The following is a 24,110-nucleotide window of genomic DNA, read 5'->3' on the forward strand; positions in this document are numbered from 1 at the left end:
GCTCGGTAGGCGGCCCTGACAGCGTGTTCGGCTGCCACCCGGTCGCCCGCCCTGGTGGCCGCCGCGGCCGCCCGCCAGCGGGCCGTCACCTCGGCCGGCCCGGGCAGCGCCCGCGCCTGCGTCCAGTCGCCGTGGACCCCGTCGTGGATCACCGTCTCCATCCCTGCTCCGTTCCCGGCCGGGCTCCCCACCCGGCCGTCCGTTCCCGTTCCCGTTCCGTGCCGCGGCCCCGGCCGCGCTCCGCCTTGCTGCCCCCACCGCCCGCCGACCCCGTCCGGCGGGCGGAGCGGTCGTCAGTCCGCGACCACGCGCACCGCGCCCGGCGCGTACTCGCGCTGGCGGATCACCCGGTACCAGCCCTTGGGCAGCGGTATCGCCGCGTGCTCCTCGTGCACCACCCGGCCGCCCTCGGGCAGGTGCAGCCAGCCCGCACCGAACGGTCCGGTCTCGCGGCGCAGCTCGCCGGGGCCGACCACGGCGTGCGCGTGCCCGGTGACCTCGCCGAGTGCCAGCACCATCCGGCCCCGTGCGTCCCGGGGCTGCACGGCCAGCTCGGCCACCCGCAGCGGCACCGTGCTCTCCTCGACCGGCACGATCAGCACATCGCCCTGGCGGTACATCAGTCCTCCCTCGCCGTACGGCCGGACTCCGGCGGACACCGGAACCCACGGCTCCGCCGCGCCTGCCGCGGTCACTCTCCGGAGCCAGGACCCGAACATAGAGCAAGGGTCTGACAACGCGCCCGGGCGGCGACCCGGCCACCGGATTGTCAGTCCCGGCTGGTAGACAGTTGTTCGGCCCAGACCCCCGAGGAGCAGCGCAATGACTGTCAACGAGCACATCGAGCGGTTCCACGGTCTCCCCGTCTTCGACTTCGTGGAGGCCTTGGAGGAGGCCGAGGAGAAGGGCGGATCCGGCGCCGTCCAGCTGCCGGACGCGGCCTCGGCCGCCTGGAGGATCAAGCTCGACTACGAGTCCGAGGCGACGTTCGTCAAGCGCTGGGAGCAGTTCCTCGGCGCCGTCGACACGGAGCGGGTCACCGCCCTGGTGATCGGGCAGTGGGCCCCGGAGGAGCCGGACAGCTTCCGGGAGCCGATGGAGGCGATCGCCGCCGCCGCCGGCCGGCTGCCCGCCCTGCGCGCGCTGTTCGTCGGCGACATCACCTTCGAGGAGTGCGAGATCTCCTGGATCCAGCAGTGCGACATCACGCCGCTGCTGACAGCCTTCCCGCGGCTGGCCGAGCTCGTGGTGCGCGGCGCCTCGGAGGACTGGGACGGCAAGGGCGGTCTGGCCCTGGAGCCGCTGCGGCACGAGGCGCTCAAGGCACTGCGCTTCGAGGCCGGCGGCCTGCCGGGATCGGTCGTGCGCTCGGTGGCCGCCTGCGACTTCCCGGCCCTGGAGCGGCTGGAGCTCTGGCTGGGGGTGGACAACTACGGCGGCGACGCGACGATGGCCGACGTCGCGCCGTTCCTGGACGGCACCCGCTTCCCCGCGCTGCGCCACCTCGGCCTCCAGAACAGCGAGTTCCAGGACGACATCGCGGCCGCCGTGGCGCACGCGCCCGTCGTCGCCCGGCTGGAATCGCTCAGCCTCTCCATGGGCGTGCTGACCGACCAGGGTGCCACCGCCCTGCTCGAGGGCCAGCCGCTCACCCACCTGCGCTCCCTCGACCTGCACCACCACTACCTCACCGAGGAAATGCAGCAGCGCCTGCACCAGGCCCTGACCGGGGTCGAGATCGACCTCTCCGAGCCCGGCAAGCCCGACGACCAGTGGCGCTACGTGGCCGTGGCCGAGTAGCCGTCACCTCCTGCGCACACCCACCCGACCACTCGACCCACCAGGATCCGCCATGGCCGTCTCCCGTCACATCGAACGCTTCCACGAGCTGCCGATCCATGAGTTCACGCCCGACGACGCCCGGCCGCGTCCCGCCACAGGCGCCGTCGCCTGGCGGCTGTCCCTGGAGTACGGCTCCAAGCAGGACTTCGTTCAGCTCTGGCAGTCCTTCCTGGAGAAGGTCGACCCGGCCGGCGTCCGCGCCGTGGTGATCGGCGCGTGGTGGCGGAACGACTACACGTCCGTGCGCACCGCGGTCGAGGCCATCACAGCCGAGGCACGGCGTCTGCCCGCCCTGGAGGCGCTGTTCCTCGGTGAGGTGACGTTCGACGAATGCGAGATCTCCTGGATGGAGATGGACGACGTCACCCCGCTGCTGAACGCCTTCCCCGAACTGCGGTCGCTGACCGTGCGCGGCGGCATGGACCTCGCCCTGGAGCCGGTGCGGCACAACCGGCTGACCAGCCTGCGCTTCGAGTCCGGCGGCCTGCCGGCCACCGTGGTGCGCGCGGTGGCCGGCTCCGAACTGCCCGCGCTGGAGCGCCTGGACCTCTGGCTCGGCGTGGACGAGTACGGCGGTGACGCGAACATCGACGACCTGGCGCCGTTCCTGGACGGCTCCCGGCTGCCGAAGTTGCGCCACCTCGGGCTGGCCAACAGCGAACTCCAGGACGAGATCGCCGCCGCCCTCGCCCATGCCCCGGTGGTCGCCCGGCTGGAGTCGCTCGACCTCTCCATGGGCGTGCTCTCCGACGAGGGCGCCGCCGCGCTGTTGGAGGGCCAGCCACTCACCCACCTGCGCGCCCTCGACCTGCACCACCACTACCTGAGCGACGCGATGCAGGAGCGTCTGTGCGAGTCCCTGCCCGGGGTCGAGATCGACCTCAGCGAAGCCGAGGGGGACGACATGGACGACGAGGACGACCGCTACGTCTCGGTCGCCGAGTAGCCGGGTGACGGAGACGATGACTGTGCAGCTGACTGTCCTCGGCAACCCGGGGCACCGACGGGTGACGCTCTTCGCGGCCGCGGCCCGGGCCGCCGGGCTGCCCGAGCCCGCCGTCCTGCCCTGGCTGGACGTGCTGCGCGGCCGGTTCCGGCTGCCCGAGGGCGGTCTGTTGCGCATCGAGTCGCCGGGCGAGGAGCCGGAGGTCGACCGGCTGCTGCGCGGCCCGGCGCTCGGTCCCGGCTACGCACCGACCAGGGTCGAGGGCACGGCCGTCTGGTACGCGGGGGTCATGGCCGCGCTGCGCGGGCTGGCCGCCCGGCCCGGCGTCCGGCTGCTCGGCGATCCGGAGGAGATCGCCGTGATGTTCGACAAGCGTCGGGCGCACGCGCTGCTGGCCAGGGCCGGGGTGCCGGTGCCCGGGGCGCTCGGCGGCGAGGTCACCGGCTGGGAGCACCTGCGCGAGCGCCTCGCCGAGGCCGGCCTGCGCCGGGTCTTCGTCAAGCCCGCGCACGGTTCCTCCGCCTCAGGGGTGATGGCCCTGGAGTTCGGGCCGCGTGGCCGGTTGCAGGCCACCACCTCGGTGGAGCTGGCCGACGGCCGGTTGCACAACTCGCTGCGGGTGCGCCGCTACCGCAGCGAGCAGGAGGTCGCCGCGATCGTCGACGGCCTGGCGCCGGACGGGCTGCACGTCGAGCAGTGGATCCCGAAGGCCTCGCAGTCCGGGCGCTCGGCGGACCTGCGGATCGTGGTGGTCGCCGGCCGGGCCACCCACGCCGTGGTGCGCACCAGCACCCAGCCGATGACCAACCTGCACCTCGGCGGCGCCCGGGGCAGCATCGAGCAGGTCCGGGAGGCCGCCGGTCCGGCCTGGTCGGCCCTGCTGGAGACGGCCGAGCGCGCGGCGGCCTGCTTCCCCGGATCGCCGATGGTCGGTGTCGACGTCCTGCCCACGGCCGGCTGGCGGCGCGCCCTGGTCGGCGAGGTGAACGCCTTCGGCGACCTGCTCCCCCACCTCACCGGCCTGCCCGGCGGCCCCGCCGAGGGCCTCGACACCTACGGCGCCCAGCTGGCCGCGCTCACCGCCCTCTTCCCGTCGTCGCCCGCGGCGACGGGCCACCAGATCACGGAACCCGCTCGATGAACCACCGGACTGCAGTCCCCGCCCCCGACATGAACACCGTCGTGGGCACCCATGACCTCCTGCTCGTCACCCTCGACACGCTCCGCTTCGACGTCGCCGAGGAGTTGGCCGCCGCCGGCCGCATCCCGAATCTCGCCGCCGTCCTCCCCGACGGCCGATGGGAGCGCCGGCACGCACCCGGCAGCTTCACGTACGCCTCCCACCAGGCGATCCTGGCCGGTTTCCTGCCGACCCCGGCCTCCCCGGACGGCCCGCACCCGCGCCTGTTCGCGGCCCGCTTCGCCGGCTCCGAGAGCACCGCCCCGCGCACCTGGGTCTTCGACGCCACCGACCTGCCGACGGCCCTGGCCGCGGCCGGGTACCGCACGGTGTGCATCGGCGGCGTCGGATTCTTCAACAAGCAGGGCCCGCTGGGCTCCGTGCTGCCCGGCCTCTTCCAGGAGAGCCACTGGGCGCCCGGGCTGGGCGTGGCTTCGCCGACGTCCTTCGAGGAGCAGGTCGCACGGGCCGAGCGGATCGCCGCCGAACAGCCCGCCGACCAGCCGCTGTTCCTGTTCCTGAACGTATCGGCACTGCACCAGCCGAACTGGTTCCACCTGCCCGGTGCCACCCGCGAGCACGGGGACTCGCGGGCCAGCCACGCAGCCGCCCTGGAGTACGTGGACGCGCACATCGGCCGGCTGTTCACGGCGATGAGCGCCCGCCGCCCCTGCTTCGCGATCGTCTGCTCCGACCACGGCACGGCCTACGGCGAGGACGGCTACACCGGGCACCGGATCGGCCACGAGGTGGTCTGGACCGTCCCGTACGCGCACTTCACGCTTCCCGTCCGATCAGCGGACGCCACCGCGACCTCCGAGGAGCGCGCATGACCACCGCACCCCCGCAGCCGGACTCGCCGTACCAGTCGTACGTCTACGCGTACCCGCACAAGACGGCCTACCGTCCACTGCCCGAGCGCCCGCCGCTGCGCGAGCTGTGGGCCGGCGAGGCGCAGCACGCGCTCTCGCTCTACCTGCACATCCCGTTCTGCGAGGTCCGCTGCGGCTTCTGCAACCTGTTCACCCGGATCGGCAGCCCCGAGGGCCTGACCACGGCCTATCTGGACGCCCTGGAGCGCCAGGCCACGGCGGTGCGCGCGGCGCTGGCCGAGGGGGCGCGGTTCGCGCTGGCCGCGTTCGGCGGCGGCACCCCGACCTATCTGACGGCCGCTGAGCTGGAGCGGCTGTGCGACATCGCCGAGCGGCGGATGGGCGCCGACCTGCGGGCGATACCGCTCTCGGTGGAGGCCTCCCCCGCCACCGCGACCGCCGACCGGCTGGAGGTGCTGGCCACCCGGGGCACCACCCGGCTGAGCCTGGGCGTGCAGTCCTTCGACGACGCCGAGGCGCGCTCCGCCGTCCGCCCGCAGAAGCGGGCCGAGGTGGAGGCGGCCCTCGGCCGGATCCGCGCGGCCGGGTTCCCGGTGCTCAACATCGACCTCATCTACGGCATCGACGGCCAGACCGAGGCGAGCTGGCTCCGCTCGTTGGACACCGCCCTCGCCTGGCAGCCCGAGGAGCTGTACCTCTACCCGTTGTACGTCCGCCCGCTGACCGGCCTGGCCCGGCGCGGCGAGCAGGAGAGCCGGTCCGCCTGGGACGCGCGCCGGCTCGCGCTCTACCGGGCCGGCCGCGACCACCTCCTCGCCCACGGCTACCGGCAGGTGTCGATGCGGATGTTCCGCCGCGCCGCGTCCCCGCAGGCCGGGGCGAGCGAGTACGCCTGCCAGACCGACGGCATGGTCGGCCTGGGCTGCGGCGCCCGCTCGTACACCTCACGGCTGCACTACTCCTTCGACTACGCGGTGAACGCCACCGAGGTGCGCGGCATCATCGACGACTACGTCGCCACGGAAGACTTCCACCGCGCCGAGGTGGGCCACTGGATGGGCGGCGCGGAGCCGCGCCGGCGCCACCTGGTGCAGTCGCTGCTCCAGGCCGAGGGCATGCCCCTGGCGGACTACCGTGCCCGGTTCTGCAGTTCACCGGCCGAGGACTTCCCGGTGGAGCTGGCCGAGTTCGCCGAGCGCGGCTGGCTCGCCGAGGGCGACGCGGAGTTCCTGCGGCTCAGCCCGGAGGGGCTGGCGCACTCGGACGCCGTCGGGCCGATGCTGTTCTCGCCCGAGGTCCGGGCCCTGATGACGGCGTACGAGGCGAAATGACCTTCCTCGGCATGCCTTCCGCCTCACCACTTCCGGAGGACGGCGCGCGGGACCTCACCCTGCTCTACCGCGGTCCGCTCGCCTCCTGCGACTACGACTGCCCGTACTGCCCGTTCGCCAAGCGGCGTGACAGCATCGAACAACTAAGGGCCGACCGGGCCGCGTTGGAGCGCTTCACCGGCTGGGCCGCCGGGCGCGCGGGCACCGGCGACACCCTGTCGCTGCTGTTCACCCCTTGGGGCGAGGGGCTGGTGCGGTCCTGGTACCGCCGCGCGCTGGTCGAGCTGAGCCGTCTGCCGCATGTCCGCCGCGTCGCGATCCAGACCAACCTCAGCTGCCGCACGGGCTGGCTCGCCGAGGCGGACCTCGACGCCCTCGCCCTCTGGGTCACCTTCCACCCCGGCCAGGTCACCCGCGACCGCTTCCTCGCCAAGTGCCGCGAGCTGGACGCACTCGGTGTGCGTTACAGCGTCGGCGTGGTCGGCCGGCCCGAGCACCTCGCCGAGGCCCACCAGTTGCGCGCCGAACTCGTCGAGGACGTCTACCTGTGGGTCAACGCCGCCGAGGGCCTCGGCTACACCGACGCCGAGGCCGCGCAGTGGACCGCCCTCGACCCGTACTTCGAGTACAGCCGGCACGCCCACCCCAGCGCCGGGCTCCCGTGCCGCACCGGGGAGTCCGTGCTGTCCGTGGACGGCGACGGCACCGTGCGCCGCTGCCACTTCGTGCGGGACGTCCTCGGGAACCTCTACGACGGCAGCTATCGCGCCCGACTGCGGCCGCGCGCCTGTCCGTTGCCGGTCTGCGACTGCCACATCGGTTACGTCCACCTGGAGACCCTGCCGCTGTACGAACTGTTCGGCGCGGGGGTACTGGAGCGCGTTCCGCACGGCTGGCCGGGGGGCCGGTGATAAATCGGTTGCCAGCCAGCCAATCTGTGTGAAAGCGTACGAACAACCATGCAGGACCAGCTGGTTCGGAAGGGAGGCCCGCAGATGATCAGTGGCATACGGCTCGCCGTCGTACCGGGCCTCGTACTCGGTGACACCCCGGCTCGCGCTTCGACGCGTGAGCCGCACCCGGTCTGACGCCCGCGCCCGCCGCACCGGCGGGCCACCGTCCGACGCGCCTGCTGCTCACCTCCTCGTCGAAGTGCTCTTCGTGCCCCCTTGCACGTTCGACCACGAGGAGGCCCGGTGTCCGACACCCACCGGCCCAGCATCGTCACCCTGCCCACCACCTCCGCCCTGCCCGCCCCCTGGCACAGCGAGAACGGCACACCCCCGCCATGCCGCCTGATCGCGGCCGACAACAGCTTGCGCGCCGAGGCCGCCTACCGGTTGGCCTGCGAGGGCACCGCCCTGCTCTGGCAGGGCGACTACCCCGGCGCACTCCGTCTCCTGCACGCCATGCGCCGCCGCGCCGAGCGGCGCCGGCCCCGATCCGCCCCCGGCTCCCCGGCCGAGGCCTTCCGGCAGCACCGACGGGAGCGCGCCCGCCTCGCGCGCGTCCTCGGCATGCTGCTGGTACCGCTCGGCGCGGATCATCGCGCCCGGCTCCACCGGGCGCCCGACGTCCGCGAGGCCTGCCTGGCGGCCTACGGACCGCCCCTTGACAACAGAATCGTGTCCCTTCGCGAGCTCCTCGGTGTGATCGGCGCCCACCAGTGGCGCACCAGGGGCGTCGAGGTTCCGGCCCTCGGCGCCCGCATCCACCCCCACTACGGGGTCTTCTCCCCCGTCCGCGGCGAGTACGTCGACCTCGTCGCCCGGGCGCCGCTGCCACCTGCCGCCCGAGCCCACTCCACTGCCTATGACCTCGGCACCGGCACAGGAGTGCTCGCCGCGCTCCTCGCCCGGCGCGGCCTGCGCAAGGTCCTGGTCACCGACACCAATCCGCGTGCCCTCGCCTGCGCCCGCGACAACGCCCACCGTCTCGGTCTCGCCGACCGCATCGAGACCGCCGGCGCAGGCCTCTACCCTCCCGGCCGCGGCCGAGCCGCCCTGGTCGTGTGCAATCCCCCGTGGCTGCCAGGCCGGCCGAGCTCCGCCCTCGACGAGGGCGTCTACGACCGGGACAGCCACATGCTCCACGGCTTCCTCGACGGCCTGGCCGACCGCCTGCTGCCCAGCGGCGAGGGCTGGCTCGTCCTCTCCGACCTCGTCGAACACCTCGGCCTGCGGTCCCGCGCCGACCTGCTCGACGCCGTTTCCGGAGCCGGGCTGCGGGTCACCGGGCGCCTCGACACCGTCCCCCGTCACCCTCGGGCCACCGCCCCCGACCGGGCCGACCCCCTGCTCCGTGCCGCCCGCGCCGCCGAGGTCACCTCACTCTGGAGGCTGGCTCCCGCATGAACCCCGGCGACCTCTAGGAGTACGCCCGTCTCATAGGAGTACGCCCGTCTCACTCACTGCGTCACACCATTCGGACGCGACGCCGCTGCTCGGCCCGCTCGTACGGAGCGGACCGGGCAGCGGCGGCAGGTGCCAGGCGGCGAACCCGCAACAGGCGGACCGGTCGGTCAGCCGTCCGTCTCGTCGTAGCGGCCGCGGCCGAGGCGGCGCAGGTCGAAGGACCAGATGCCGCGCCCGAAGGTGGCGGCGTAGAGCTTGCCGTCCGGGCCGGTCTTCAGCTGCTGCACCGCGGTGGTGGGCAGGTTGCGGCCGAGGACCCGCCAGTCGGTGGTGCCCGGCGCACGGTAGAAGGCGGCGAGGTCGGTGCCGAGGGCCAGGCCGCCGTTCGGCAGGATCTTCACCGAGGTGGCGGGGACGTCCGGCAGATTGGCCGAGACGTCGCTCCAGGTGGCACCCCCGTCATGGGTCTCGAAGAGGTGGCCGACGCCCGCGCCCGGGCCCTCGGTCCAGGTCCGCGAGAAGCCGTTGAAGGCGACGAAGACGTGCTGGGCGTTGTTCTCGTCGACCGCGAAGGAGGAGATGTAGCGGTTCGGCAGGGTACCGTCGACCGGCAGGTTGAGCTGGTGCCAGCCGGTGCCGTCGGTCTTGCCGACCGCGATCCCGCGGCTGAAGCCGACGTTGTTGCACGGACCGCACCAGCCCGCGTACACCGTGCCGTCGACGGTCGCCACCGCCGTGGCGACGTGGCCGGCGCCCAGGTCGTAGGCGCTGGTCCACTCGCTGCCGCTGCGGATCGCGTAGCCCTTGTGCTGCACCCAGACGTGCTGGCCGCCGGCGATCCAGGTGTTGCCGTCCTTCGGGTCGGCGGTGATCGGCGCGATGAAGCGGGCGGCACTGGTGTCCTTGTCCGGCGGGGCGACCTCGAAGGAGGTTGCCTTGCTCGGGTCCTTCGTCCAACTTCCGTCGTTGGTCGCACAGTTCTGGGTGACCCAGATGTCGAGGTAGACGTATTCCTCGGCGATGTTGCAACCGTTGGCCGGGTCCACGATCGTGTCGGCGCCGTCTCCGCCGAAGTTGGAGCCCATCACCTTGTCGTGGGCCCGCAGGATCGACTCGCCGTTGTCCTGGAGACCGCCGCTGACGATCACGCCCCGCCCGGAGCGGTCCGCCGGGTCCTTGCCGACGCCGACCGAGTAGTACTGGAGGGTGTCGATGGTGCCGTCGTTGAGCGGCGTCCAGTCCTTGGCGTGCCCGTACGCGTCCAGCTGGCCGTTGCCGGGACGACGGTAGATGCCGCCGTCGTTGCCGACGTAGACGTTGACCTTGCCCTGGTAGCTGCCGAAGGCGACGGCATGCTGGTCGGAGTGGGTGGTGGGCGAGCAGTCTCCGGTCTGCTTGGCCGGGTCGATGCTCCAGCACGGGAAGCCGTTGTTCCAGTACGGCCCGACGGTGGCCCACTTGGAGCCGCCGTCGGTGGTCTCGAAGACCTCTTCGAGACCCGCGTAGACGTGGTCCGGGTTGGCCGGGTCGACCTGGAGGAACTGGTTGTACCAGGCCTGGATGCCGGGCTGGTATCCCTCGTCCTGGAGGGCGGAGCCGGAGTTCTTCAGCTTGTCCTTGTCCGCGATCTGGGTCCACGGGCCGAACGGGGAGCCGGACTTGGAGACGTAGATGCCCTTGAGGCCGGTGTCCGGGTCGTTGGCCATGACCTCCGGGGACTGGTCGATCGCGTAGTAGCGCGAGCCGTCCGCCGAGCGTGCGAAGGTCACGTTGCCGACGTTCGCCGCGTCCGTCGGCAGGTCGCCGAGTGCGCCGACGCGCTGCCAGGTGCCGTCCGCCGCCTTGCTGTAGAAGCCGTTGTAGCTGTCGCCACTGCGCCAGCCGACCGCCAGGACGACCTTGCCCGGGTCCTTGGGGTCGATCGCTATGTCGTTGGCGATGTTCTTGTACGGCGCGGCCGGGTCACCGGCCTTCGCACCGCCTGGCAGGTACTCCGGGTTGGGCGCGAACTCCAGTGTCCACGGGCCGGACAGGTCCGTCGTGGAGTGGCTCCACACGCCGCGGCTGGTGGCCGCCCACACCTTGCCACCGCCGAAGCGCAGCGAGTGGATGATGGTCGACTCCAGCTCGGCCCCGCCGACCCGGTTGCCGGGCTGGAACTCGCCGCGCTTCGGGTCCGCGAGCACGTACACGCCGGTGCCGACGTACGAGGTCGCGCCGGTGTTGGACTCACCGGTGGCGTACCAGAGCCGGCCGCCCTCGTCGAGGTTCAGGGTCCCGGTGGACAGCGTGGGCAGTTTGTCGGCGATCGGCTCCCAGTGCCCACCGCCGGTGCGGGAGCGGAACACCCCGCCGTTGGCACCGCCCGCGTACACGTAGCCGTCGGCGTCGGCCGCCAGGCCGGTGATCCGGCCCGTCACCAGGCCGGATCCGCCGCTGGAGTTGGAGTTGACGTCCCGGTAGCGCGGGTCGTCCGAGTTGTAGGGCTTGTCGGTGACGTGGTCCCAGGTGCCGCCGGTGCGCGGCATGGACTGCAACTGCGCCCAGGCCGCGCTGTAGGCGCCCGGCGCGACCACGCCGGGGGCGGTACGGGCCTCGGTGTACTGCGCAGTGCCCTCGGCGGAGTTCTCCGCCTCGTCCCCGCCCTCCCCGGCCTCCGTCTCGACCTTCGGGCTGAGGCTCGGGGCTGCGATCGCGCCGGCGGCGCTGCGGACCTTCTTGGCGTGCCCCTTCCCGATGTCCGCCTGATGCCGGACCTGCCATGGCTGCGGTTGCGGCGGCACCGACGGCGCGGCAAGCGCCTGAGTGCTGGTCAGTCCGATCACGGTGAGCGTGACGGCGCTCATGAGCAGCCGTCGTCGTTGCCTGGTGGGCACGGTGGCGATCCTCCCCTGGAGCCGGTCGCGCGGTCGCGCGCACTCGGCGGAAACAGGGGGTCAGCCTGCTGGGCCCGCCCGGGCAGGGGGAAGGGCCCTACGGTAAGAAGACGGTAATAGTCCTACGGTTTCGAACAGTTGGCATTCACCGAATGCCGGATCACCACCACGTGGACGACCGACTCCGGCCGCTCGGGAGTTCGGCGCCGCACACCGCCACGCGCCGCCAGTCACCGTCACGATTCGCCGGTCACCGCCCACGCACCCTGCGCCAGAGCATGCGCGCCGAGGCGACCGGGTCGAAGGATCCCGGGCGGTCCCGGGTCAGCGGATAGCAGGCGAACCCGATCAGTGCCGCTGTGAAGTGGCCGATGCTGGTGTAGTCCCGGCTCTGCTGCACGCCCAGCCCGTAGACCACCAGCACTCCTGCCGCGTACAGGTACCGCCAGGGCCGCACGATCAGGTAGGTGAGCACCGCGACCACTCCGGCCAGCGCGTAGCTGACGCCGTAGTCCAGGGTGTAGACGGCCCTCGGCGGGGCCAGCCCGTGGTGGATCGCCCAGCCGAGCACGCCCTCGCTGAGGTAGGTGGCGCCGACGTGCGCGAGCGCCGCCACCGAGATCCAGCGCAGCGTGCCGAGCCATCGTTCGGCGGGCACGTGGAAGAGGTTGTACAGCAGGAAGTAGGACAGCCAGCCGCCGCCCGAGATCCACAGGGCGCTGGTCACCAGGACGCTGACCGGCGAGACCTGGAGGTGGTGGAGGTTGGTCGAACGCCGTTGCAGGATGTGATCGGCGGTCGCCGGATCGACGTGCCGGATCACCTGTGTGGTGACGAGCAGGATCGCCAGCCAGATGTAGGTGCCCGGCGCGCGCCGGACGTAGGCCCACACCGCGTGGGCGGCACGCGCCCACCAGGGCGGCCGGTGCGCCTCGGGCCGCCGGTTCGCCTCGGGCCCCCGGGCGGTGCTGCCGGCCATCGACGCCTCCTCGACATTCCTCCCCCCCTCACCCTCACCCTCGCCCGGCCCCGCCGCCACCCGCCACCCGCCACCCGCCACCCGCCACCCGCCACGGCGGAGCCCCACGAGAGATCGTCTCCTTCCCACACACCCAGCTCCGGGCCCGACGGCTTTCCGGCCGTTCGCGTACGCTGGCGCTCTGACCGTCCGGCCGCAGCCTCCCGGCCACGTACCGGGCGAGCCGGTCCCGGGAACCGCCGAGCAAGGGCACCAGGCACGATGAGCGATCGCCTCGCAACGAGGACACCGACCGACCCCGCTGCTTCCCGGCACCCTGTGTTGAGAGCCGCCGCCCGACTGCGGCTCACCACGGCGTACGTCCTGCTGCTGACCGTGACGGCCTCCTGGCTGGCGAGCCAGGGCCATGCCGAGCGAGCCCGGTTCGTCCGGCACAACAGCAGCAACGTCCACCACATGGAGGTGGAGACATGTACGAGCACACCTTGCGCCGCTAGCCTCAGACCATGCAGATCCCCCGCCACACACCGAGCCCTCAGCACGAACAGCTGAGGGCTTTCCTGTACGCCCGCGCCAGCCGGGACCTCAAGGGCCGGGGCAGCAGCACCACTGCCCAGATGACCGAGAACCGCCGCGAAGCCGACGACCGCGGGTGGCTCATCGTCGACGAGTTCACCGACGACAACCGCTCGGCCTCCCGCTACGCCAAACGGGAACGGAAGCGCTTCGCCAACATGGTCGAGCGCGTCCGCGCGGGCGAAGCCGACGTCATCGTCACGTGGGAGAACAGCCGCCTCCAACGCGACCTGGAGGTATACGTCCAGATCCGCCAGCTCTGCATGGAGACTGGCACTCTGTGGTGCTACGGCGGCGACGTCTACGACATGCGCCGACGGCAGGACCGGAAGCGGACCGCACTCGACGCCGTTGCGAGCGAGGACGAGGTCGAGGTCATCCGTGACAGGAACCTCCGCACGGTCCGACTCAACGCCGAGGCCATGCGCCCCCACGGCCGGGTCCCGACCGGCTACCAGCGCCGATACGACCCCGACAGCGGCGACCTGATCGACCAGATCCCGGACCCGGTCTGGGCGCCGGTCATCCGCAGGATCTTCGACGAGTTCGTCGCTGGCACCTCCCCCTACAGCATCGCCCGCAGGCTCAACGCCGACGGCATCACTACGTCCACCGGAGTGCAGTGGCGCGAGGGCGGCATCCTGGCCATCCTCACCCGGCCCACGTACGCCGGCTATCGGGTGTTCCAGGGCGAAATCATCGGCACGGCCACCTGGGACCCGCTCATCGATGAGCTGACATGGCAGCAGGCCCGGGCCATCCTCGCCGACCCGGAGCAACGGCGGACACGCAGCAACGCCGTCGTTCACCTTCTGGTCGGGATCGCTAGATGTGGTGTCTGCACTGGCCCCCTCCGGGCCGTAGATAGCCCGGAGGGGTTGAAGTACGGGTGCCGCGAACGCTTCTGCACCGCCATTCCGGCGGAGGTGTTGCAGGCCTACGTCGAGGAGCGGCTGTTCCGGTGGCTGGCTGCGCCGGAAGCGCTCGCGGCATTCCAGGACCCTGACCGCGCCGCGGAGGCCGAGACGGCAGTCGCACTGGTCACGAAGCTGACGGCCGAACTGGATGCCGCCCGTGCCGCGGCCAAGGCCGGCACTCTCAGCGTGGCCAGTCTGATCGCAGTCGAGGCGGGGACGCTGCCCCGGCTGGCGAAGGCTCAGGCCGCAGCCGAGGCGTTCACTGTCGCGTCGCCGTTGCTCGTCAGCCTGATGGGATGTAAGGACGTCGAGGACCGATGGGGGGCGCTGGTGCTGGAGCAGCAGCGTTCGGTGCTACGCGAGGTGGCGACGATCACGTTGAACAGGGCGGCTCGCAAGGGAGACTCCACCCTGCGGGACGGCCGCGTCGTAATGACGCTCGGCCCGAAGCGCCCACCGGCTCAGTCGTCGGATGCCACGAGCACCGCGCCGTCGAACGGCTGACGAACGGGGAGCTGGAGGAGGACACCGGTAGAGGCCGGCATCTCGTCAAGGCTGCCGCTCAGGGCCAGGAGAATGCCGGTCTCGACTCCTTCGCTCTGGATGGCGAAACGTTTCTCCTCCAGGGCCTGAAACATTGCGGCACGCTCCCGGGCGAGCAGATCCTGCGCAGCCTTGCGCCCGCGGGCGAGGTCGTCACGGAGGCGCTCGCGTTCGCTCGCGATGCCCACCTGGGCGGCGATAGCGAGGTCGCGTTCCTCGATGAGCGCGGCCCGCTCGGCCGCGGTGTCGCGGAGGGCCTGGAGGACGACGAGGACGCAGATGGTCATGGCGGAGACGATGAGGAGTGCACTGCCGGCGACTGCCAGCCCGAGCCGGTCAGTGGTGACGCCTACCCCCATGGCTGTGACCCCGGTCGCCGCACCGACCGCCGCCATCATCCGACTGACCTGCACCTGCACCACCCCTATGCTTCGGCTGCCGCACCCCCGTCGGCGTCGTCGCGCTCGGCTGCTCTTTGTCGGCGAAGGCGGTTCACCATGGCGAGGAACATCTCGCGGTTGACCGGATCCGTGATGCCGAGTTCGGTAGCTGCCTCGCTGGGGGTGATGGGTCGTGATCGTACATCGGGATTCGGCCACTCGGGGAGAGATTCGGAGGAGACGACTCCGCCTCGGACGAGCAGCTCTCGGACGGGCACTCTGAGTGCCCGGGCCAGGCCTTCGAAGCTGCCGGGCTCGATGGATCGCGTGCCAGCCAGGAATCGGCTGAGGGTGGACGGGTCGATCCCGGCGTCCTTGGCCAGTTGCGTCTTCCCGCCACCGCGGGGGCTGTCAATGTCGTATCCGGCACGGCGCGCGGCGTCTGCGACGTAGGCGACAAAGATCGCCAGCCGCCCTGGTGGGAGCCCGCCGGCCTTGCTGCGGGTTTGCTTGGCATCCATGCACCGAAGGCTAGCGTGTCAGCTGACACTCTGAACCATGCTTGTCAGCTGACAAGCTGGCAGGTCAGGGTTGCGACGACAGGTTCACGCCACCCACCAGCAGCACAAAACACATGTGCGAACGCCGGCGAACCAAAGCTTTGCCTTGCTACTTGCTTGACGTCTGCCAAGTAGCGGCGTAGCTTTCTTGTCAGCAGTCAAGCAGTACTCCTGACAAACAAGGAGGTGACACCACGTGCTCCGCCCCAACTACCGCTTTGACGCGGACGCGCTCATCCAGGCCGCGGCCCGTATGGGCGACACCACCGGGTACGCCATCGCGCGCCGGACCGGGCTGACCGAGGGCACCGTCTCCCGCATCCTCGCGGGACGCCGGCAGCCCAAGTTCGAGTCGGCCGCACTGATGGCCAGGACCTACGAAACGTCCCTCGACGACCTCGTGAGCGTCGCCGCGTGACCCGCGAGCAGCGCATTCGCATTCTCGGCCCGGCCGGCATGGCACTCGTCGAGCGGGACTCCGCCACCGACCTGCCGCCGTCCCCCGAGCAGATCGCCCGGCTCCGCGCGATCTTCGCCGGAACTGGCCGAAAGGCGTCGCACGCCAGCGCGACCATCCGCGCCGCCGCCTGACCCCACAGACATGGGTCGGGCTCCCGCCCCGGCAGCCCGGTCGCACCCGGATGCCGCCGCCCGCGAGAGCCCAGTGGCCCACCGATCAACCCGAACAAGGAAGGAGGTAGGCCCACCGTGGAGCCTACCCTCACCCCCGCCGGCCTCGCCTCGGCACCCCTCCCTGCCGTCCCCATCCGAACGGTGCTGGCCGGCATCGCCGTCCTCGCCCGCCGGGCCGGTCAGCCCGCACCGGCCGCCGAGGACGTCGAGGTCGCCGCCGACCAGCGCCGCATCACCCTGACCGTCACCTCGGTAAGCGAGTTGTCCGCCTGGTACGCCGCGGTGCGGCCGCGTGGTGTCGCTGTCGGTGGTCAGTACGAGGCCCGCACCAACAACCGCCTGTACGTCCGGGGCCGCCTGGACTGGGTGCTGTCGTACGGCCAGATCCCCGGGGCGCCCGGCATCGACCTGTACGTTGTCGCGGCCTCGGAGTCCCGGCTGCCGGACACGGCGCTGGTGCGCGACATGTGCCCGTGGGCCCTGGTCGGCCGGACCGCCGGAACGGCGGTGGCGGCGTGATCTGGCTGCTGATCGTGTGCGTCGGCTGGACCGGCGCGGCCCTGTTCGTGACCCGCGAGGAACTCGCGGACGTAATCCGCACCACCGTCCTGCACAGGAGGGCCTCCTGATGAACCTGTCCCAAACGCTCGTGTTCCTGGACGACCGGGGCACCGCCGAGGCCTCCACGTCGTTCCCCCGGGTCCTACGGCTCTACCCGAACGGCGAGTTCGACGGTGCGGAGATCCGCATCATGGCGCGGCCCAACGTCCCCCTGGCCGAGCAGCTGACGGCCGCCGACCGAATCCTCGCGGCGGTGCAGGAGTGGCGGGACTCGATCGCCGACGAAATCAAGCGGTCCCACACGACGGCGGACGAGTTGGCTGCCACCCGGGCCCGGATCGCCGAACTGGAGCGCGCCGCCGAGGACGGTCCCCGATGAGCGCCGTTGACACGGCCGTCTCCGCCGTTCTCCTCGGCGCCCCGGTCGCCGCCGCCATCACCGTCGCCTGCTGGCCGTCCCGCGAGGAGCTCGCCCGCCGTCGCCGCCGCCGCGCGTACCAGCGCGCCCGCACCGTCACCATCCCCCGCCCGCGCACCCCCGAGAAGGACGACACCCGATGAACGCCTTCAGCTTCCAGCCGGCCACCCGCGAGCAGGCCAAGGCCCGCATCGCGCTCCAGGGCCCCGGCGGCTCCGGCAAGACCAAGTCGGCCCTGCGCATCGCCGAGGGCCTCGCCCAGGGCGGCACCATCGGCATGGTCGACACCGAGCGCGGCTCCGCCCTCAAGTACGCCCCGGTGCCCGGTCGGCCGGACCTCGGCGGCCACGAGTTCGGCCACCTGCCGCTCGCCGTGTGCAGCCCGGAGAACCTGATGGCGGTCGTTGCCGCTGCCGAGCAGGCCCGGGTCGCCGTACTGATCATCGACTCCTGGTCCCACTTCTGGGCCGGGAAGGGGGGCCTGCTCGCCCGCGTCGAGCAGGAGTCGAAGAAGCCCGGTCACTTCGGCGGCTCGTACACCGCCTGGGCGCCGGTCAACGAGCTGGAGCAGAACATGCTCGATGCGCTCCTCGGGTTCCCCGGCCACGTCATCGTCACGATGCGGACGAAGAACGACTACGAGATGGACGGGAAGAAGGTCACGAAGATCGGCGTCAAGACGGTCCAGCGCGAGGGCGCCGAGTACGAGGTCGACGTCGTGATCGACATGGTCGAGGGCACCGGCACGGTGACGAAGACCCGGTACGAGCCGCTGAACGGGCTGACGGTCCACCACCCGGGTGAGGAGCTGGCGGAGACGATCCTCGAGCAGCTCGGGGCCGGTGTCGACCCGGTGCAGCAGATCCTGGATGAACTGCTCGCGGACGGGATGACGTACCAGGGCGCCCTCGACCTGCACGCCCGGGCGAAGCAGCGCGCGCTGCTGGACCGTCCGGCAGCCCGGCCTGGCACGGGCGAGGTGTCCACACTGGGCGAGCTGATCGTCGAGATCGGGACGTCCCTGCGGCCGGCCGCCGTCCCGCAGGCCGTCCCGGTCCCGCCCGAAGCGGACCCGAAGGTATCGCCAGCCCCCGCCCGGTCGGTGTCCACCCAGGCAGAGACTGGGCCGGAACCGGCAACGGCCCCGCAGATGCGTCGCATCCACGCCGTGCTGAACCAGGCCGGCATCACCGACCGGGCCGAGCGGCACACCGTGCTCAGCGCCCTCGTGGGTCGGCACATCAGCAGCGCGAACGAGCTGACGAAGGCGGACGCGGGCGACGTCATTGACTCCCTCGACTCCGCGCTCCAGCAGTCCGACCCGGGCGCCTACCTCCGATCCGTCGCGCAGAACATCAGCGCCGCTGCCTGACCCATCCCTGAACTGGCGGGGCCGCGCGCCTCACTGCCGCTCAGCGCGGCCCCGCCCCGCACCTCAGAGAGGAGGTACACCCGTGGTCACCCCTACCCCCGAGCAGGCCGACGCGATCGCCGCGTACGGCGACGGCACGGACTTGGTCATCCAGGCCGGCGCCGGGTGCGGCAAGTCCAGCACGTTGAAGATGATCGCCCGCGCGGACTCGCGCCGCCGCATGGCGTACGTCGCCTACAACCGCTCCATCGCCGCCGACGCGAAGAAGTCGTTCCCCGCCAACGTGAGCGCGAGCACCGGGCACGGCCTCGCGTTCGACCCCCGCTGGCTGCCGCGCCTCCAGCGGCCGCGCCAGACCGCCCTCCAGGCCGCCCAGGCTCTCGGCGTCGACCGGATCACCGGCGGAATCCAGGGCATCGCTACCGACCTCGGCCACGTCAAAGCCATGACGTCGAAGGTCGTGATGCGCGCCGCTCTCGAGACCGTCGAGCGCTTCTGCCACAGCGCGGACGACGACCTCGACTTCCGACACGTCCCCCGCTACGACGGGCTGACCAGTCGGGACGCCCGGGCCAAGCTGGGCGCCCTGGTGCTGCCGGTTGCCCGGGCCGCATGGGCCGACCTGCGGCGCGAGGACGGCGTGTTGAAGCTCAGCCACGATCACTACCTGAAGCTGTGGGCTCTCGGCCGACCCCGGCTGGCCGCCGACGTGGTGCTGCTCGACGAGGCCCAGGACACCAACGACGTCCTGGCCGCCGTACTCCTGGACCAGGACCACGCACAGCGCATCGCCGTCGGCGACTCTGCGCAGCAGATCTACGCTTGGCGCGGCGCCCGCGACGCGCTCGGCACGTTCGAGCGTGAGCTCGGCGCCCAACTCGCCACCCTGTCCCAGTCGTTCCGGTTCGGCCCGGCCGTGGCCGAGGCGGCGAACGAGTGGCTGTACCTGGTCGGCACCGAGCTGCGACTCACTGGCTGGCAGGCCTGCGAGAGCACCGTCGGCCCTGTCGACCGGCCGGACGCAATCCTCTGCCGCACCAACGCGGGTGCCGTCGGCGTGGTCCTCGAGGCCCTCGGTGCCGGCCGGAAGCCCGCGCTGGTCGGCGGCGGCAGCGAGATGAAGCGGCTGGCCTGGGCGGCACGGGACCTCCAGCAGGGCAAGAGCACGGACCACCCGGAACTGCTCGCGTTCCCCAGTTGGTCGGCGGTGCGCGAGTACGCCGAGGAGGAGGACGGAAGCCTCCGGACCCTGGTCCGGCTGATCGACGAGTTCGGGGCCGAGGAGATCGCCGACGCGGCGGACGCCCTGGCGTCCGAGGACGCCGCCGAACTGGTCGTCTCCACCGCGCACAAGGCCAAGGGCCGCGAGTGGGAGCAGGTGAGGATCCACGGCGACTTCCGCGCCCCGAAGCCGGACCCGGTCACCGGGCACCGGATCCTGCCGCGTGAGGAGGCCCGCCTGGCCTACGTCGCCGTGACCCGGGCCCGGCAGCGCCTCGACAACGCCGCGCTGTCCTGGGTGAACACCGTCACGGCGGTGAGTGACTGATGCCCGGCGCCAGCACCACGTTCCTGACCCGCCGCCCGTGCGTCTGGGTCAGCACCACCGACACCACCACCGACGACGGGCTCGACCTGGTCGCCGTCGAGCGGGCCGCCAACGGCCTCGAGCCGCTCCCGCCGCTCAGCGACACGGAGAAGGTGCTCGCGGTGCGCGCGATGTGGCGGGCCGGGGTGTCCTACGAGGACATGGCCGTCCGCGCCGACATGCTCCCGCGCCGTGTCGCTCGCTGGGTCGCGAAGGAGAAGCAGCTCCTCGAGGAGGCACCGTCGTGACGGCCCGGCACCGGTGCGGCTCCGGCCCGGGCCCGTGCGGCTCTGCCGCCCGCCTGTACCCGGCCGGTTGGCGCTGCACCGCGCACACCCCGGCCGCCGAGGCCGGCCGCCCCGAGCCCCAGCCCGGGCCCGGCTACACCCCCCAGGCACTGCCCACTCCGCAGGCGGCGAGCGCCCTCGTGGACGCCCGCGCGATCGCCTCCGGCAAGCGCCGCAGCAGCACCCAGGACTACCGCCTCGCCCAGGCCGCCACCGGCCGCACCACCAGCTGAAAGGAGAGGACCGTGAACACCGAGACTGCCGTCGCCGTCGCCATGTACCGGGACGGCGAGACCGTCGCCGACATCATCACGGCCACCGGCCTGACCCAGGACCAGATCGGCGCGGCCGTCACCAGCGCGCACATCCCGTTCGTCGCCGACCACGGCACCGTCGGGCTGCCGCCCGTACCGGCCGCGGCGCTGATCTCGTGGGGCATGAAGCATCCCAACGCCCGGATGCAGCGGCTGGCTGACCAGGCCCGCGGCGCGCTCGCCGACCTCCAGCAGGCCCAACGCCGCGAGCACGTCGTCGCGGAGGCGGCGGAGCGCGTGCGCCAGGCCGAGCAGCTGCTGGCCGACGCCCGCCAGGCCCTGCGCGCCGCCAAGGGCCACCCGGACCCCGCGTCGGGCAACGGCCGGCCGGACAAGGCGGAGCTCGCCGCAATCCGGGAGTGGGCGGCCGAGCATGGCCACCAGGTCGCACCGGTCGGCCTGGTCCCCCGCGCGGTGGTCGACGCCTACCGCGCGGCCCACCTGGAGCCCGCCCAGGCCGCGTGAGCCCGGCACCCGATGACCGCTGGCGCCGGCGGATGCCCCCGCCCGCCGACGCCAGCACCAACCGCTGCACCCTGAGAGAGAGCCGATGCCAGGCAGGTTCGAGTACGAGCGTGCGATCCGCCGCAGCGAGCTTCTGCCGCTGTCGCGCTACCTCGCGCTCATGATCGCTACCTGGGCTGACCTGGAGACCGGCATCATCCCGCCCGAGCACCAGCCCGCGCAGTCTGTGCTCCTCAAGGCCACCGGCCTGTCGAAGAGTGCCTTCCTCGACCACCGGGCCCGCCTGGTGGAAGCCGGGTGGATCTCCTACATCTCCCCGGCGCCCGAGAAGGCCCGCCGCGAGAACGCCCAGAACGAGTACTTCATCCACATCCCTCCTGGGTCGCCCAGCGACCTAGCAAAAACGGACATGACGCCCAACTCCCAGCAGCCTGACCCTAGGTCGGCTCCCGACCTAGGTCGCCAGGCGACCCAGGGTGGGTCGCCCCGCGACCTAGCCGAACCGGAAGAAATTCGGACATCTGACCCTAGGTCGGCTCCCGACCTAGGTCGCCAGGCGACCACAAGAATCCCTGGTCTGTCAGAGAACGCACTCCCCGAGCCGTTCGACACCTTCTGGGCCGCCTACCCGAAGAAGGTCGCCAAGGGCACCGCCCGCAAGGCCTGGACCGCCGCCCTCAAGCGCGGCGCCGACCCCCAGGCGATCATCACCGCCGCCACCCGTCACGCAGACGCCTGGGCCGCTGCCGGCACCGATCGGCAGTGGATCCCCTACCCCTCCAGCTGGCTCAACGGTGAGCGCTACGACGACGACCAGCTGCCCGCCGCCCGCCCCGCCGTTCCCCAACAGCCCCAGCAACAGACCTACGCAGACCGAGGGATCTTCTGATGACCACCATCGCGCCCCCGCTCGTCCAGGACGACCTGGACGACCCGTTCGCCCGCGCCGAGCCGAACGACCTGGCCGCCGAGCAGGCCCTGGTCGGTGCCGTCCCGCTCGCCCGCGACCCCCGCCGCCTGCTCCGCGACCTCCACCTCACCGACAGCGACTTCTACCGCGGCGCCCACGCCACCATCTACACCGCGTACAGCACACTCGTCGAGGCCGGCCAACCCATCGACCCCATCACCGTGGCCAACCGCCTCCAGGCCCAAGGCGATCTCATCCGCGTCGGCGGCCCCGGCTACCTCCACACCTGCATCCAGGCCGCCGAGCGCGGCGCGAACCCCGAGTGGCTCGCCGACCACCTCCGAGCCCTTGCCCTGCGCCGCGAACTCATCCGGGCCGGACGCGACCTGATCGACGCCGCCTTCGACCCCACCGGCGGAGACGAGGCCGCCGCCGAGCTCGCCGAGCAGGCGGTCACCCGGGCCCGCACCGTCCGCGACGCCGGCCGCGCCATCCAGGACCAGCCCGTCGAGGACATCCACGACCACATCTCCCACCCGGACGAGGGCTACGACTGGGTGCTGCCCGGCCTCCTCGAGCACACCGACCGCGTGGTGTGGACGGCGGGCGAGGGCGGCGGCAAGAGCGTGCTGCAACGTCAGCTTGCCGTCACCGCCGCGGCTGGCGTGCTCCCATTCGGCGGGGAGCCCAACGCTCTCGGCCCGCAGCGCGTGCTCGTCCTCGACTGCGAGAACAGCGCCCGGCAGTCCCGCCGCCACTACCGCGCCCTCATGAACGTCGCCGAGCGTCAGCGCACCCCCGTCCGCCGCGGCCAGCTCCACATCGACCTCCGCCCCGAAGGCGTCGACCTCACCCGCCCCGACGGCCGCGCCTGGCTGATGCGCCGCGTCGAAGCCACGATGCCCGACCTGCTGATCGTCGGCCCGATCTACCGCCTGCACGCCGGCGACCCCAACTCGGAGGAGCTCGCCCGCAAGGTCACCGTCGTCCTTGACGAGGCCCGGGCAACCGCAGGGTGCGCGCTCTCCCTCGAGGCCCACTCCCCGCAGGGCGGCGCGATGGGCCCGCGCGCCCTCCGCCCCGTCGGGTCGTCGCTGTGGCTGCGCTGGCCGGAGTTCGGCTACGGCCTGCGCCCCGTCGAGGACGAACGCACCGCCGACGAAGACCGCGGCCGCCGGGTCATCCCCTGGCGCGGCGCCCGCGACGAACGTCAGTGGCCCGTCTTCATCTGCCAGGGCGCCGAGGGCGGTTGGCCCTGGCGCGCCTACCGACCCATCGACACCGGCGTCACCGGCTACTCACCCACCGGAGCACTCTCGTGACCTTCACCTTCCGCCAGTGGCTCGACCAGCAGCACACCCCGGCCCGCCTGGACGGCCCGACCGTCGGAACCATCCACGGCCCCAGCTTCCTGCGCCGCCTCTCCAAGCTGGTCACCGAGCCCTGGGACAGCCCCTCCACTCTCCTCGCTCACCTTGGCCCCGACGAGGAGTGGCCGACCGAACTCACGGCCGACACCCGCGAGCACTACAACGCCGCCTTCCGCGAGAGCGTCGGGCCCCGCATCGGGCCCGAACACAGCCCGGCCTTCGAGCGGACCCTCTGGTCCCGCCGCATCGGCAACGACCAGTACCTGTTCAGCGCGCGGCCGGACTGCCTCGAGGTCTTCCGAATCCCCGAGGACACCCCGCCCCAGCGCATCCACACCTTCCAGAAGGAGACCATCTGATGCCTCTGCCCACCATGACCGGCGTCGGCCGCGTCGTCGCCGACCCCGAGCTCCGCTTCACCCCCAACGGCGCCGCTGTCACCCGCGTCCGCCTCGTCTTCCAGAACCGCCGCCTCAACCAGCAGACCCAGCAGTGGGAGGACGGCGACACCCTCTGGATCGACGGCACCGCCTGGAACCAGCTCGCCGAACACGTCGCCGAGACCCTCACCCAGGGCATGGAAGTCCTCGTCACCGGCGAGCCCCGCACCGAATCCTGGGAGAAAGACGGCCAGAAGCACTCCCGGGTCTCGCTGACAATCCGGTCGATCGGCCCATCGCTGGCGTTCGCCACCGCGAAGGTGCAGAAGGCCCAGCGCGACAGCCAGCAGGGCGGCAACCAGGGCAACCGCCAGCAGTCCGCCCAGCGCCCCCAGCAGGCCCACCAGCAGCCCCAGAACGACCCCTGGGCCTCCGACACCGGCCACGGCACCGAACCCCCGTTCTAACCCCCGCCTGCCGCCGGGGACACCTGTC

Annotated in this window: 27 protein-coding genes; 22 read left to right on the forward strand and 5 right to left on the reverse strand. The window is 72.1% G+C overall.

Going from position 1 to position 24,110, the window contains the following annotated elements; all coding sequences use genetic code 11:
• Positions 1-293 precede the first annotated feature (293 nt).
• The gene (locus KS423_RS05810; RefSeq protein ID WP_224275710.1) at positions 294-620 is read right to left on the reverse strand and encodes a hypothetical protein; all 327 of its coding nucleotides are present in this window, start codon (positions 618-620) and stop codon (positions 294-296) included.
• A 202-nt stretch (positions 621-822) separates the two neighbouring features.
• Between KS423_RS05810 and KS423_RS05815 the strand changes: the two genes are divergently transcribed.
• The 7 genes from KS423_RS05815 to KS423_RS05845 all read left to right on the forward strand — a co-directional run bounded on the left by KS423_RS05815 (position 823) and on the right by KS423_RS05845 (position 8,486).
• Positions 823-1,800 carry an STM4015 family protein gene (locus KS423_RS05815; RefSeq protein WP_224275713.1) on the forward strand — a complete coding sequence of 326 codons (978 nt, stop codon included), beginning with the start codon at positions 823-825 and terminating at the stop codon, positions 1,798-1,800.
• A gap of 52 nt (positions 1,801-1,852) precedes the next feature.
• The gene (locus KS423_RS05820) at positions 1,853-2,788 is read left to right on the forward strand and encodes an STM4015 family protein (protein ID WP_224275716.1); all 936 of its coding nucleotides are present in this window, start codon (positions 1,853-1,855) and stop codon (positions 2,786-2,788) included.
• Positions 2,789-2,804: 16 nt separating this feature from the next.
• On the forward strand, positions 2,805-3,929 hold the full coding sequence (locus KS423_RS05825) for an STM4014 family protein (protein WP_224275718.1): 1,125 nt from the start codon (positions 2,805-2,807) through the stop codon (positions 3,927-3,929).
• Positions 3,930-3,958: 29 nt separating this feature from the next.
• Entirely contained in the window at positions 3,959-4,801 is an 843-nt protein-coding gene (locus KS423_RS05830) for an STM4013/SEN3800 family hydrolase (RefSeq protein ID WP_224275721.1), read from the forward strand.
• The gene (locus tag KS423_RS05835) at positions 4,798-6,132 is read left to right on the forward strand and encodes an STM4012 family radical SAM protein (protein ID WP_224275724.1); all 1,335 of its coding nucleotides are present in this window, start codon (positions 4,798-4,800) and stop codon (positions 6,130-6,132) included. Before KS423_RS05830 ends, KS423_RS05835 begins: the two co-directional genes overlap by 4 nt.
• A gap of 11 nt (positions 6,133-6,143) precedes the next feature.
• Complete coding sequence (locus KS423_RS05840) at positions 6,144-7,043, forward strand: STM4011 family radical SAM protein (protein ID WP_224275726.1); 900 nt, start codon at positions 6,144-6,146, stop codon at positions 7,041-7,043.
• 285 nt (positions 7,044-7,328) lie between these two features.
• Positions 7,329-8,486: a class I SAM-dependent methyltransferase gene (locus KS423_RS05845; RefSeq protein WP_224275730.1), complete on the forward strand. Its 1,158-nt coding sequence runs from the start codon at positions 7,329-7,331 to the stop codon at positions 8,484-8,486.
• Positions 8,487-8,653: 167 nt separating this feature from the next.
• On the opposite strand, the gene KS423_RS05850 is transcribed toward KS423_RS05845, so the two are convergent.
• Both KS423_RS05850 and KS423_RS05855 read right to left on the reverse strand, forming a co-directional pair.
• Positions 8,654-11,332 (reverse strand): glycosyl hydrolase, encoded by a 2,679-nt coding sequence (locus KS423_RS05850; RefSeq protein ID WP_224275819.1) that lies wholly within the window; start codon positions 11,330-11,332, stop codon positions 8,654-8,656.
• A 280-nt stretch (positions 11,333-11,612) separates the two neighbouring features.
• Positions 11,613-12,341 carry a rhomboid-like protein gene (locus KS423_RS05855; protein ID WP_224275733.1) on the reverse strand — a complete coding sequence of 243 codons (729 nt, stop codon included), beginning with the start codon at positions 12,339-12,341 and terminating at the stop codon, positions 11,613-11,615.
• A gap of 506 nt (positions 12,342-12,847) precedes the next feature.
• Here KS423_RS05855 and KS423_RS05860 point away from each other — a divergent pair.
• Positions 12,848-14,338 (forward strand): recombinase family protein, encoded by a 1,491-nt coding sequence (locus KS423_RS05860; RefSeq protein WP_224275735.1) that lies wholly within the window; start codon positions 12,848-12,850, stop codon positions 14,336-14,338.
• Here KS423_RS05860 and KS423_RS05865 read toward each other — a convergent pair.
• Together KS423_RS05865 and KS423_RS05870 are read right to left on the reverse strand one after the other, a co-directional pair.
• On the reverse strand, positions 14,296-14,796 hold the full coding sequence (locus tag KS423_RS05865; RefSeq protein WP_224275738.1) for a hypothetical protein: 501 nt from the start codon (positions 14,794-14,796) through the stop codon (positions 14,296-14,298). The two genes, KS423_RS05860 and KS423_RS05865, sit on opposite strands and share 43 nt — an antisense overlap.
• A 5-nt stretch (positions 14,797-14,801) precedes the next feature.
• On the reverse strand, positions 14,802-15,278 hold the full coding sequence (locus tag KS423_RS05870; RefSeq protein WP_224275740.1) for a helix-turn-helix domain-containing protein: 477 nt from the start codon (positions 15,276-15,278) through the stop codon (positions 14,802-14,804).
• 235 nt (positions 15,279-15,513) lie between these two features.
• Between KS423_RS05870 and KS423_RS05875 the strand changes: the two genes are divergently transcribed.
• The 14 genes from KS423_RS05875 to ssb all read left to right on the forward strand — a co-directional run bounded on the left by KS423_RS05875 (position 15,514) and on the right by ssb (position 24,082).
• Positions 15,514-15,735, forward strand: a complete 222-nt coding sequence (locus tag KS423_RS05875; RefSeq protein WP_224275743.1) for a helix-turn-helix transcriptional regulator — start codon at positions 15,514-15,516, stop codon at positions 15,733-15,735.
• The gene (locus tag KS423_RS05880; RefSeq protein WP_224275746.1) at positions 15,732-15,908 is read left to right on the forward strand and encodes a hypothetical protein; all 177 of its coding nucleotides are present in this window, start codon (positions 15,732-15,734) and stop codon (positions 15,906-15,908) included. Before KS423_RS05875 ends, KS423_RS05880 begins: the two co-directional genes overlap by 4 nt.
• A 117-nt stretch (positions 15,909-16,025) precedes the next feature.
• Positions 16,026-16,469, forward strand: a complete 444-nt coding sequence (locus KS423_RS05885; protein WP_224275749.1) for a hypothetical protein — start codon at positions 16,026-16,028, stop codon at positions 16,467-16,469.
• A gap of 109 nt (positions 16,470-16,578) precedes the next feature.
• The gene (locus KS423_RS05890) at positions 16,579-16,890 is read left to right on the forward strand and encodes a hypothetical protein (protein ID WP_224275752.1); all 312 of its coding nucleotides are present in this window, start codon (positions 16,579-16,581) and stop codon (positions 16,888-16,890) included.
• A complete protein-coding gene (locus KS423_RS05895) occupies positions 16,887-17,072 on the forward strand; it encodes a hypothetical protein (RefSeq protein WP_263454532.1) in 186 nt (61 codons plus the stop codon). Before KS423_RS05890 ends, KS423_RS05895 begins: the two co-directional genes overlap by 4 nt.
• Complete coding sequence (locus tag KS423_RS05900) at positions 17,069-18,301, forward strand: AAA family ATPase (RefSeq protein ID WP_224275755.1); 1,233 nt, start codon at positions 17,069-17,071, stop codon at positions 18,299-18,301. The genes KS423_RS05895 and KS423_RS05900 overlap by 4 nt, the downstream gene beginning before the upstream one ends.
• A gap of 82 nt (positions 18,302-18,383) precedes the next feature.
• Complete coding sequence (locus tag KS423_RS05905; protein ID WP_224275768.1) at positions 18,384-19,850, forward strand: UvrD-helicase domain-containing protein; 1,467 nt, start codon at positions 18,384-18,386, stop codon at positions 19,848-19,850.
• Entirely contained in the window at positions 19,850-20,137 is a 288-nt protein-coding gene (locus tag KS423_RS05910; protein WP_224275770.1) for a hypothetical protein, read from the forward strand. Before KS423_RS05905 ends, KS423_RS05910 begins: the two co-directional genes overlap by 1 nt.
• Positions 20,134-20,409: a hypothetical protein gene (locus tag KS423_RS05915; RefSeq protein WP_224275773.1), complete on the forward strand. Its 276-nt coding sequence runs from the start codon at positions 20,134-20,136 to the stop codon at positions 20,407-20,409. The genes KS423_RS05910 and KS423_RS05915 overlap by 4 nt, the downstream gene beginning before the upstream one ends.
• A 12-nt stretch (positions 20,410-20,421) precedes the next feature.
• Positions 20,422-20,955, forward strand: a complete 534-nt coding sequence (locus KS423_RS47920; RefSeq protein ID WP_224275775.1) for a histone-like nucleoid-structuring protein Lsr2 — start codon at positions 20,422-20,424, stop codon at positions 20,953-20,955.
• Positions 20,956-21,040: 85 nt separating this feature from the next.
• Positions 21,041-21,844, forward strand: coding sequence for a hypothetical protein (locus tag KS423_RS05925; RefSeq protein ID WP_224275778.1), 804 nt, complete (start codon positions 21,041-21,043; stop codon positions 21,842-21,844).
• Positions 21,844-23,187: an AAA family ATPase gene (locus KS423_RS05930; protein ID WP_224275781.1), complete on the forward strand. Its 1,344-nt coding sequence runs from the start codon at positions 21,844-21,846 to the stop codon at positions 23,185-23,187. The genes KS423_RS05925 and KS423_RS05930 overlap by 1 nt, the downstream gene beginning before the upstream one ends.
• Positions 23,184-23,594, forward strand: coding sequence for a hypothetical protein (locus KS423_RS05935; protein WP_224275783.1), 411 nt, complete (start codon positions 23,184-23,186; stop codon positions 23,592-23,594). The genes KS423_RS05930 and KS423_RS05935 overlap by 4 nt, the downstream gene beginning before the upstream one ends.
• Positions 23,594-24,082 (forward strand): single-stranded DNA-binding protein, encoded by a 489-nt coding sequence (ssb, locus tag KS423_RS05940; RefSeq protein ID WP_224275786.1) that lies wholly within the window; start codon positions 23,594-23,596, stop codon positions 24,080-24,082. Before KS423_RS05935 ends, ssb begins: the two co-directional genes overlap by 1 nt.
• The last annotated feature ends 28 nt before the right edge of the window (positions 24,083-24,110 follow it).

Origin of the sequence: Streptomyces sp. LS1784 (assembly GCF_020103755.1) — a bacterium.
In the GTDB taxonomy this organism is placed as follows: domain Bacteria; phylum Actinomycetota; class Actinomycetes; order Streptomycetales; family Streptomycetaceae; genus Kitasatospora.

What these genes read in the sequence shown, in the direction of transcription:
- KS423_RS05810 (WP_224275710.1), bottom strand. Translation starts at nt 620, where the DNA reads ATGTACCGCCAGGGCGATGTGCTGATCGTGCCGGTCGAGGAGAGCACG.
- KS423_RS05815 (WP_224275713.1), top strand. Translation starts at nt 823, where the DNA reads ATGACTGTCAACGAGCACATCGAGCGGTTCCACGGTCTCCCCGTCTTC.
- KS423_RS05820 (WP_224275716.1), top strand. Translation starts at nt 1,853, where the DNA reads ATGGCCGTCTCCCGTCACATCGAACGCTTCCACGAGCTGCCGATCCAT.
- KS423_RS05825 (WP_224275718.1), top strand. Translation starts at nt 2,805, where the DNA reads ATGACTGTGCAGCTGACTGTCCTCGGCAACCCGGGGCACCGACGGGTG.
- KS423_RS05830 (WP_224275721.1), top strand. Translation starts at nt 3,959, where the DNA reads ATGAACACCGTCGTGGGCACCCATGACCTCCTGCTCGTCACCCTCGAC.
- KS423_RS05835 (WP_224275724.1), top strand. Translation starts at nt 4,798, where the DNA reads ATGACCACCGCACCCCCGCAGCCGGACTCGCCGTACCAGTCGTACGTC.
- KS423_RS05840 (WP_224275726.1), top strand. Translation starts at nt 6,144, where the DNA reads ATGCCTTCCGCCTCACCACTTCCGGAGGACGGCGCGCGGGACCTCACC.
- KS423_RS05850 (WP_224275819.1), bottom strand. Translation starts at nt 11,332, where the DNA reads ATGAGCGCCGTCACGCTCACCGTGATCGGACTGACCAGCACTCAGGCG.
- KS423_RS05855 (WP_224275733.1), bottom strand. Translation starts at nt 12,341, where the DNA reads ATGGCCGGCAGCACCGCCCGGGGGCCCGAGGCGAACCGGCGGCCCGAG.
- KS423_RS05860 (WP_224275735.1), top strand. Translation starts at nt 12,848, where the DNA reads ATGCAGATCCCCCGCCACACACCGAGCCCTCAGCACGAACAGCTGAGG.
- KS423_RS05870 (WP_224275740.1), bottom strand. Translation starts at nt 15,278, where the DNA reads ATGGATGCCAAGCAAACCCGCAGCAAGGCCGGCGGGCTCCCACCAGGG.
- KS423_RS05890 (WP_224275752.1), top strand. Translation starts at nt 16,579, where the DNA reads ATGAACCTGTCCCAAACGCTCGTGTTCCTGGACGACCGGGGCACCGCC.
- KS423_RS05895 (WP_263454532.1), top strand. Translation starts at nt 16,887, where the DNA reads ATGAGCGCCGTTGACACGGCCGTCTCCGCCGTTCTCCTCGGCGCCCCG.
- KS423_RS05900 (WP_224275755.1), top strand. Translation starts at nt 17,069, where the DNA reads ATGAACGCCTTCAGCTTCCAGCCGGCCACCCGCGAGCAGGCCAAGGCC.
- KS423_RS05910 (WP_224275770.1), top strand. Translation starts at nt 19,850, where the DNA reads ATGCCCGGCGCCAGCACCACGTTCCTGACCCGCCGCCCGTGCGTCTGG.
- KS423_RS05925 (WP_224275778.1), top strand. Translation starts at nt 21,041, where the DNA reads ATGCCAGGCAGGTTCGAGTACGAGCGTGCGATCCGCCGCAGCGAGCTT.
- KS423_RS05930 (WP_224275781.1), top strand. Translation starts at nt 21,844, where the DNA reads ATGACCACCATCGCGCCCCCGCTCGTCCAGGACGACCTGGACGACCCG.
- ssb (WP_224275786.1), top strand. Translation starts at nt 23,594, where the DNA reads ATGCCTCTGCCCACCATGACCGGCGTCGGCCGCGTCGTCGCCGACCCC.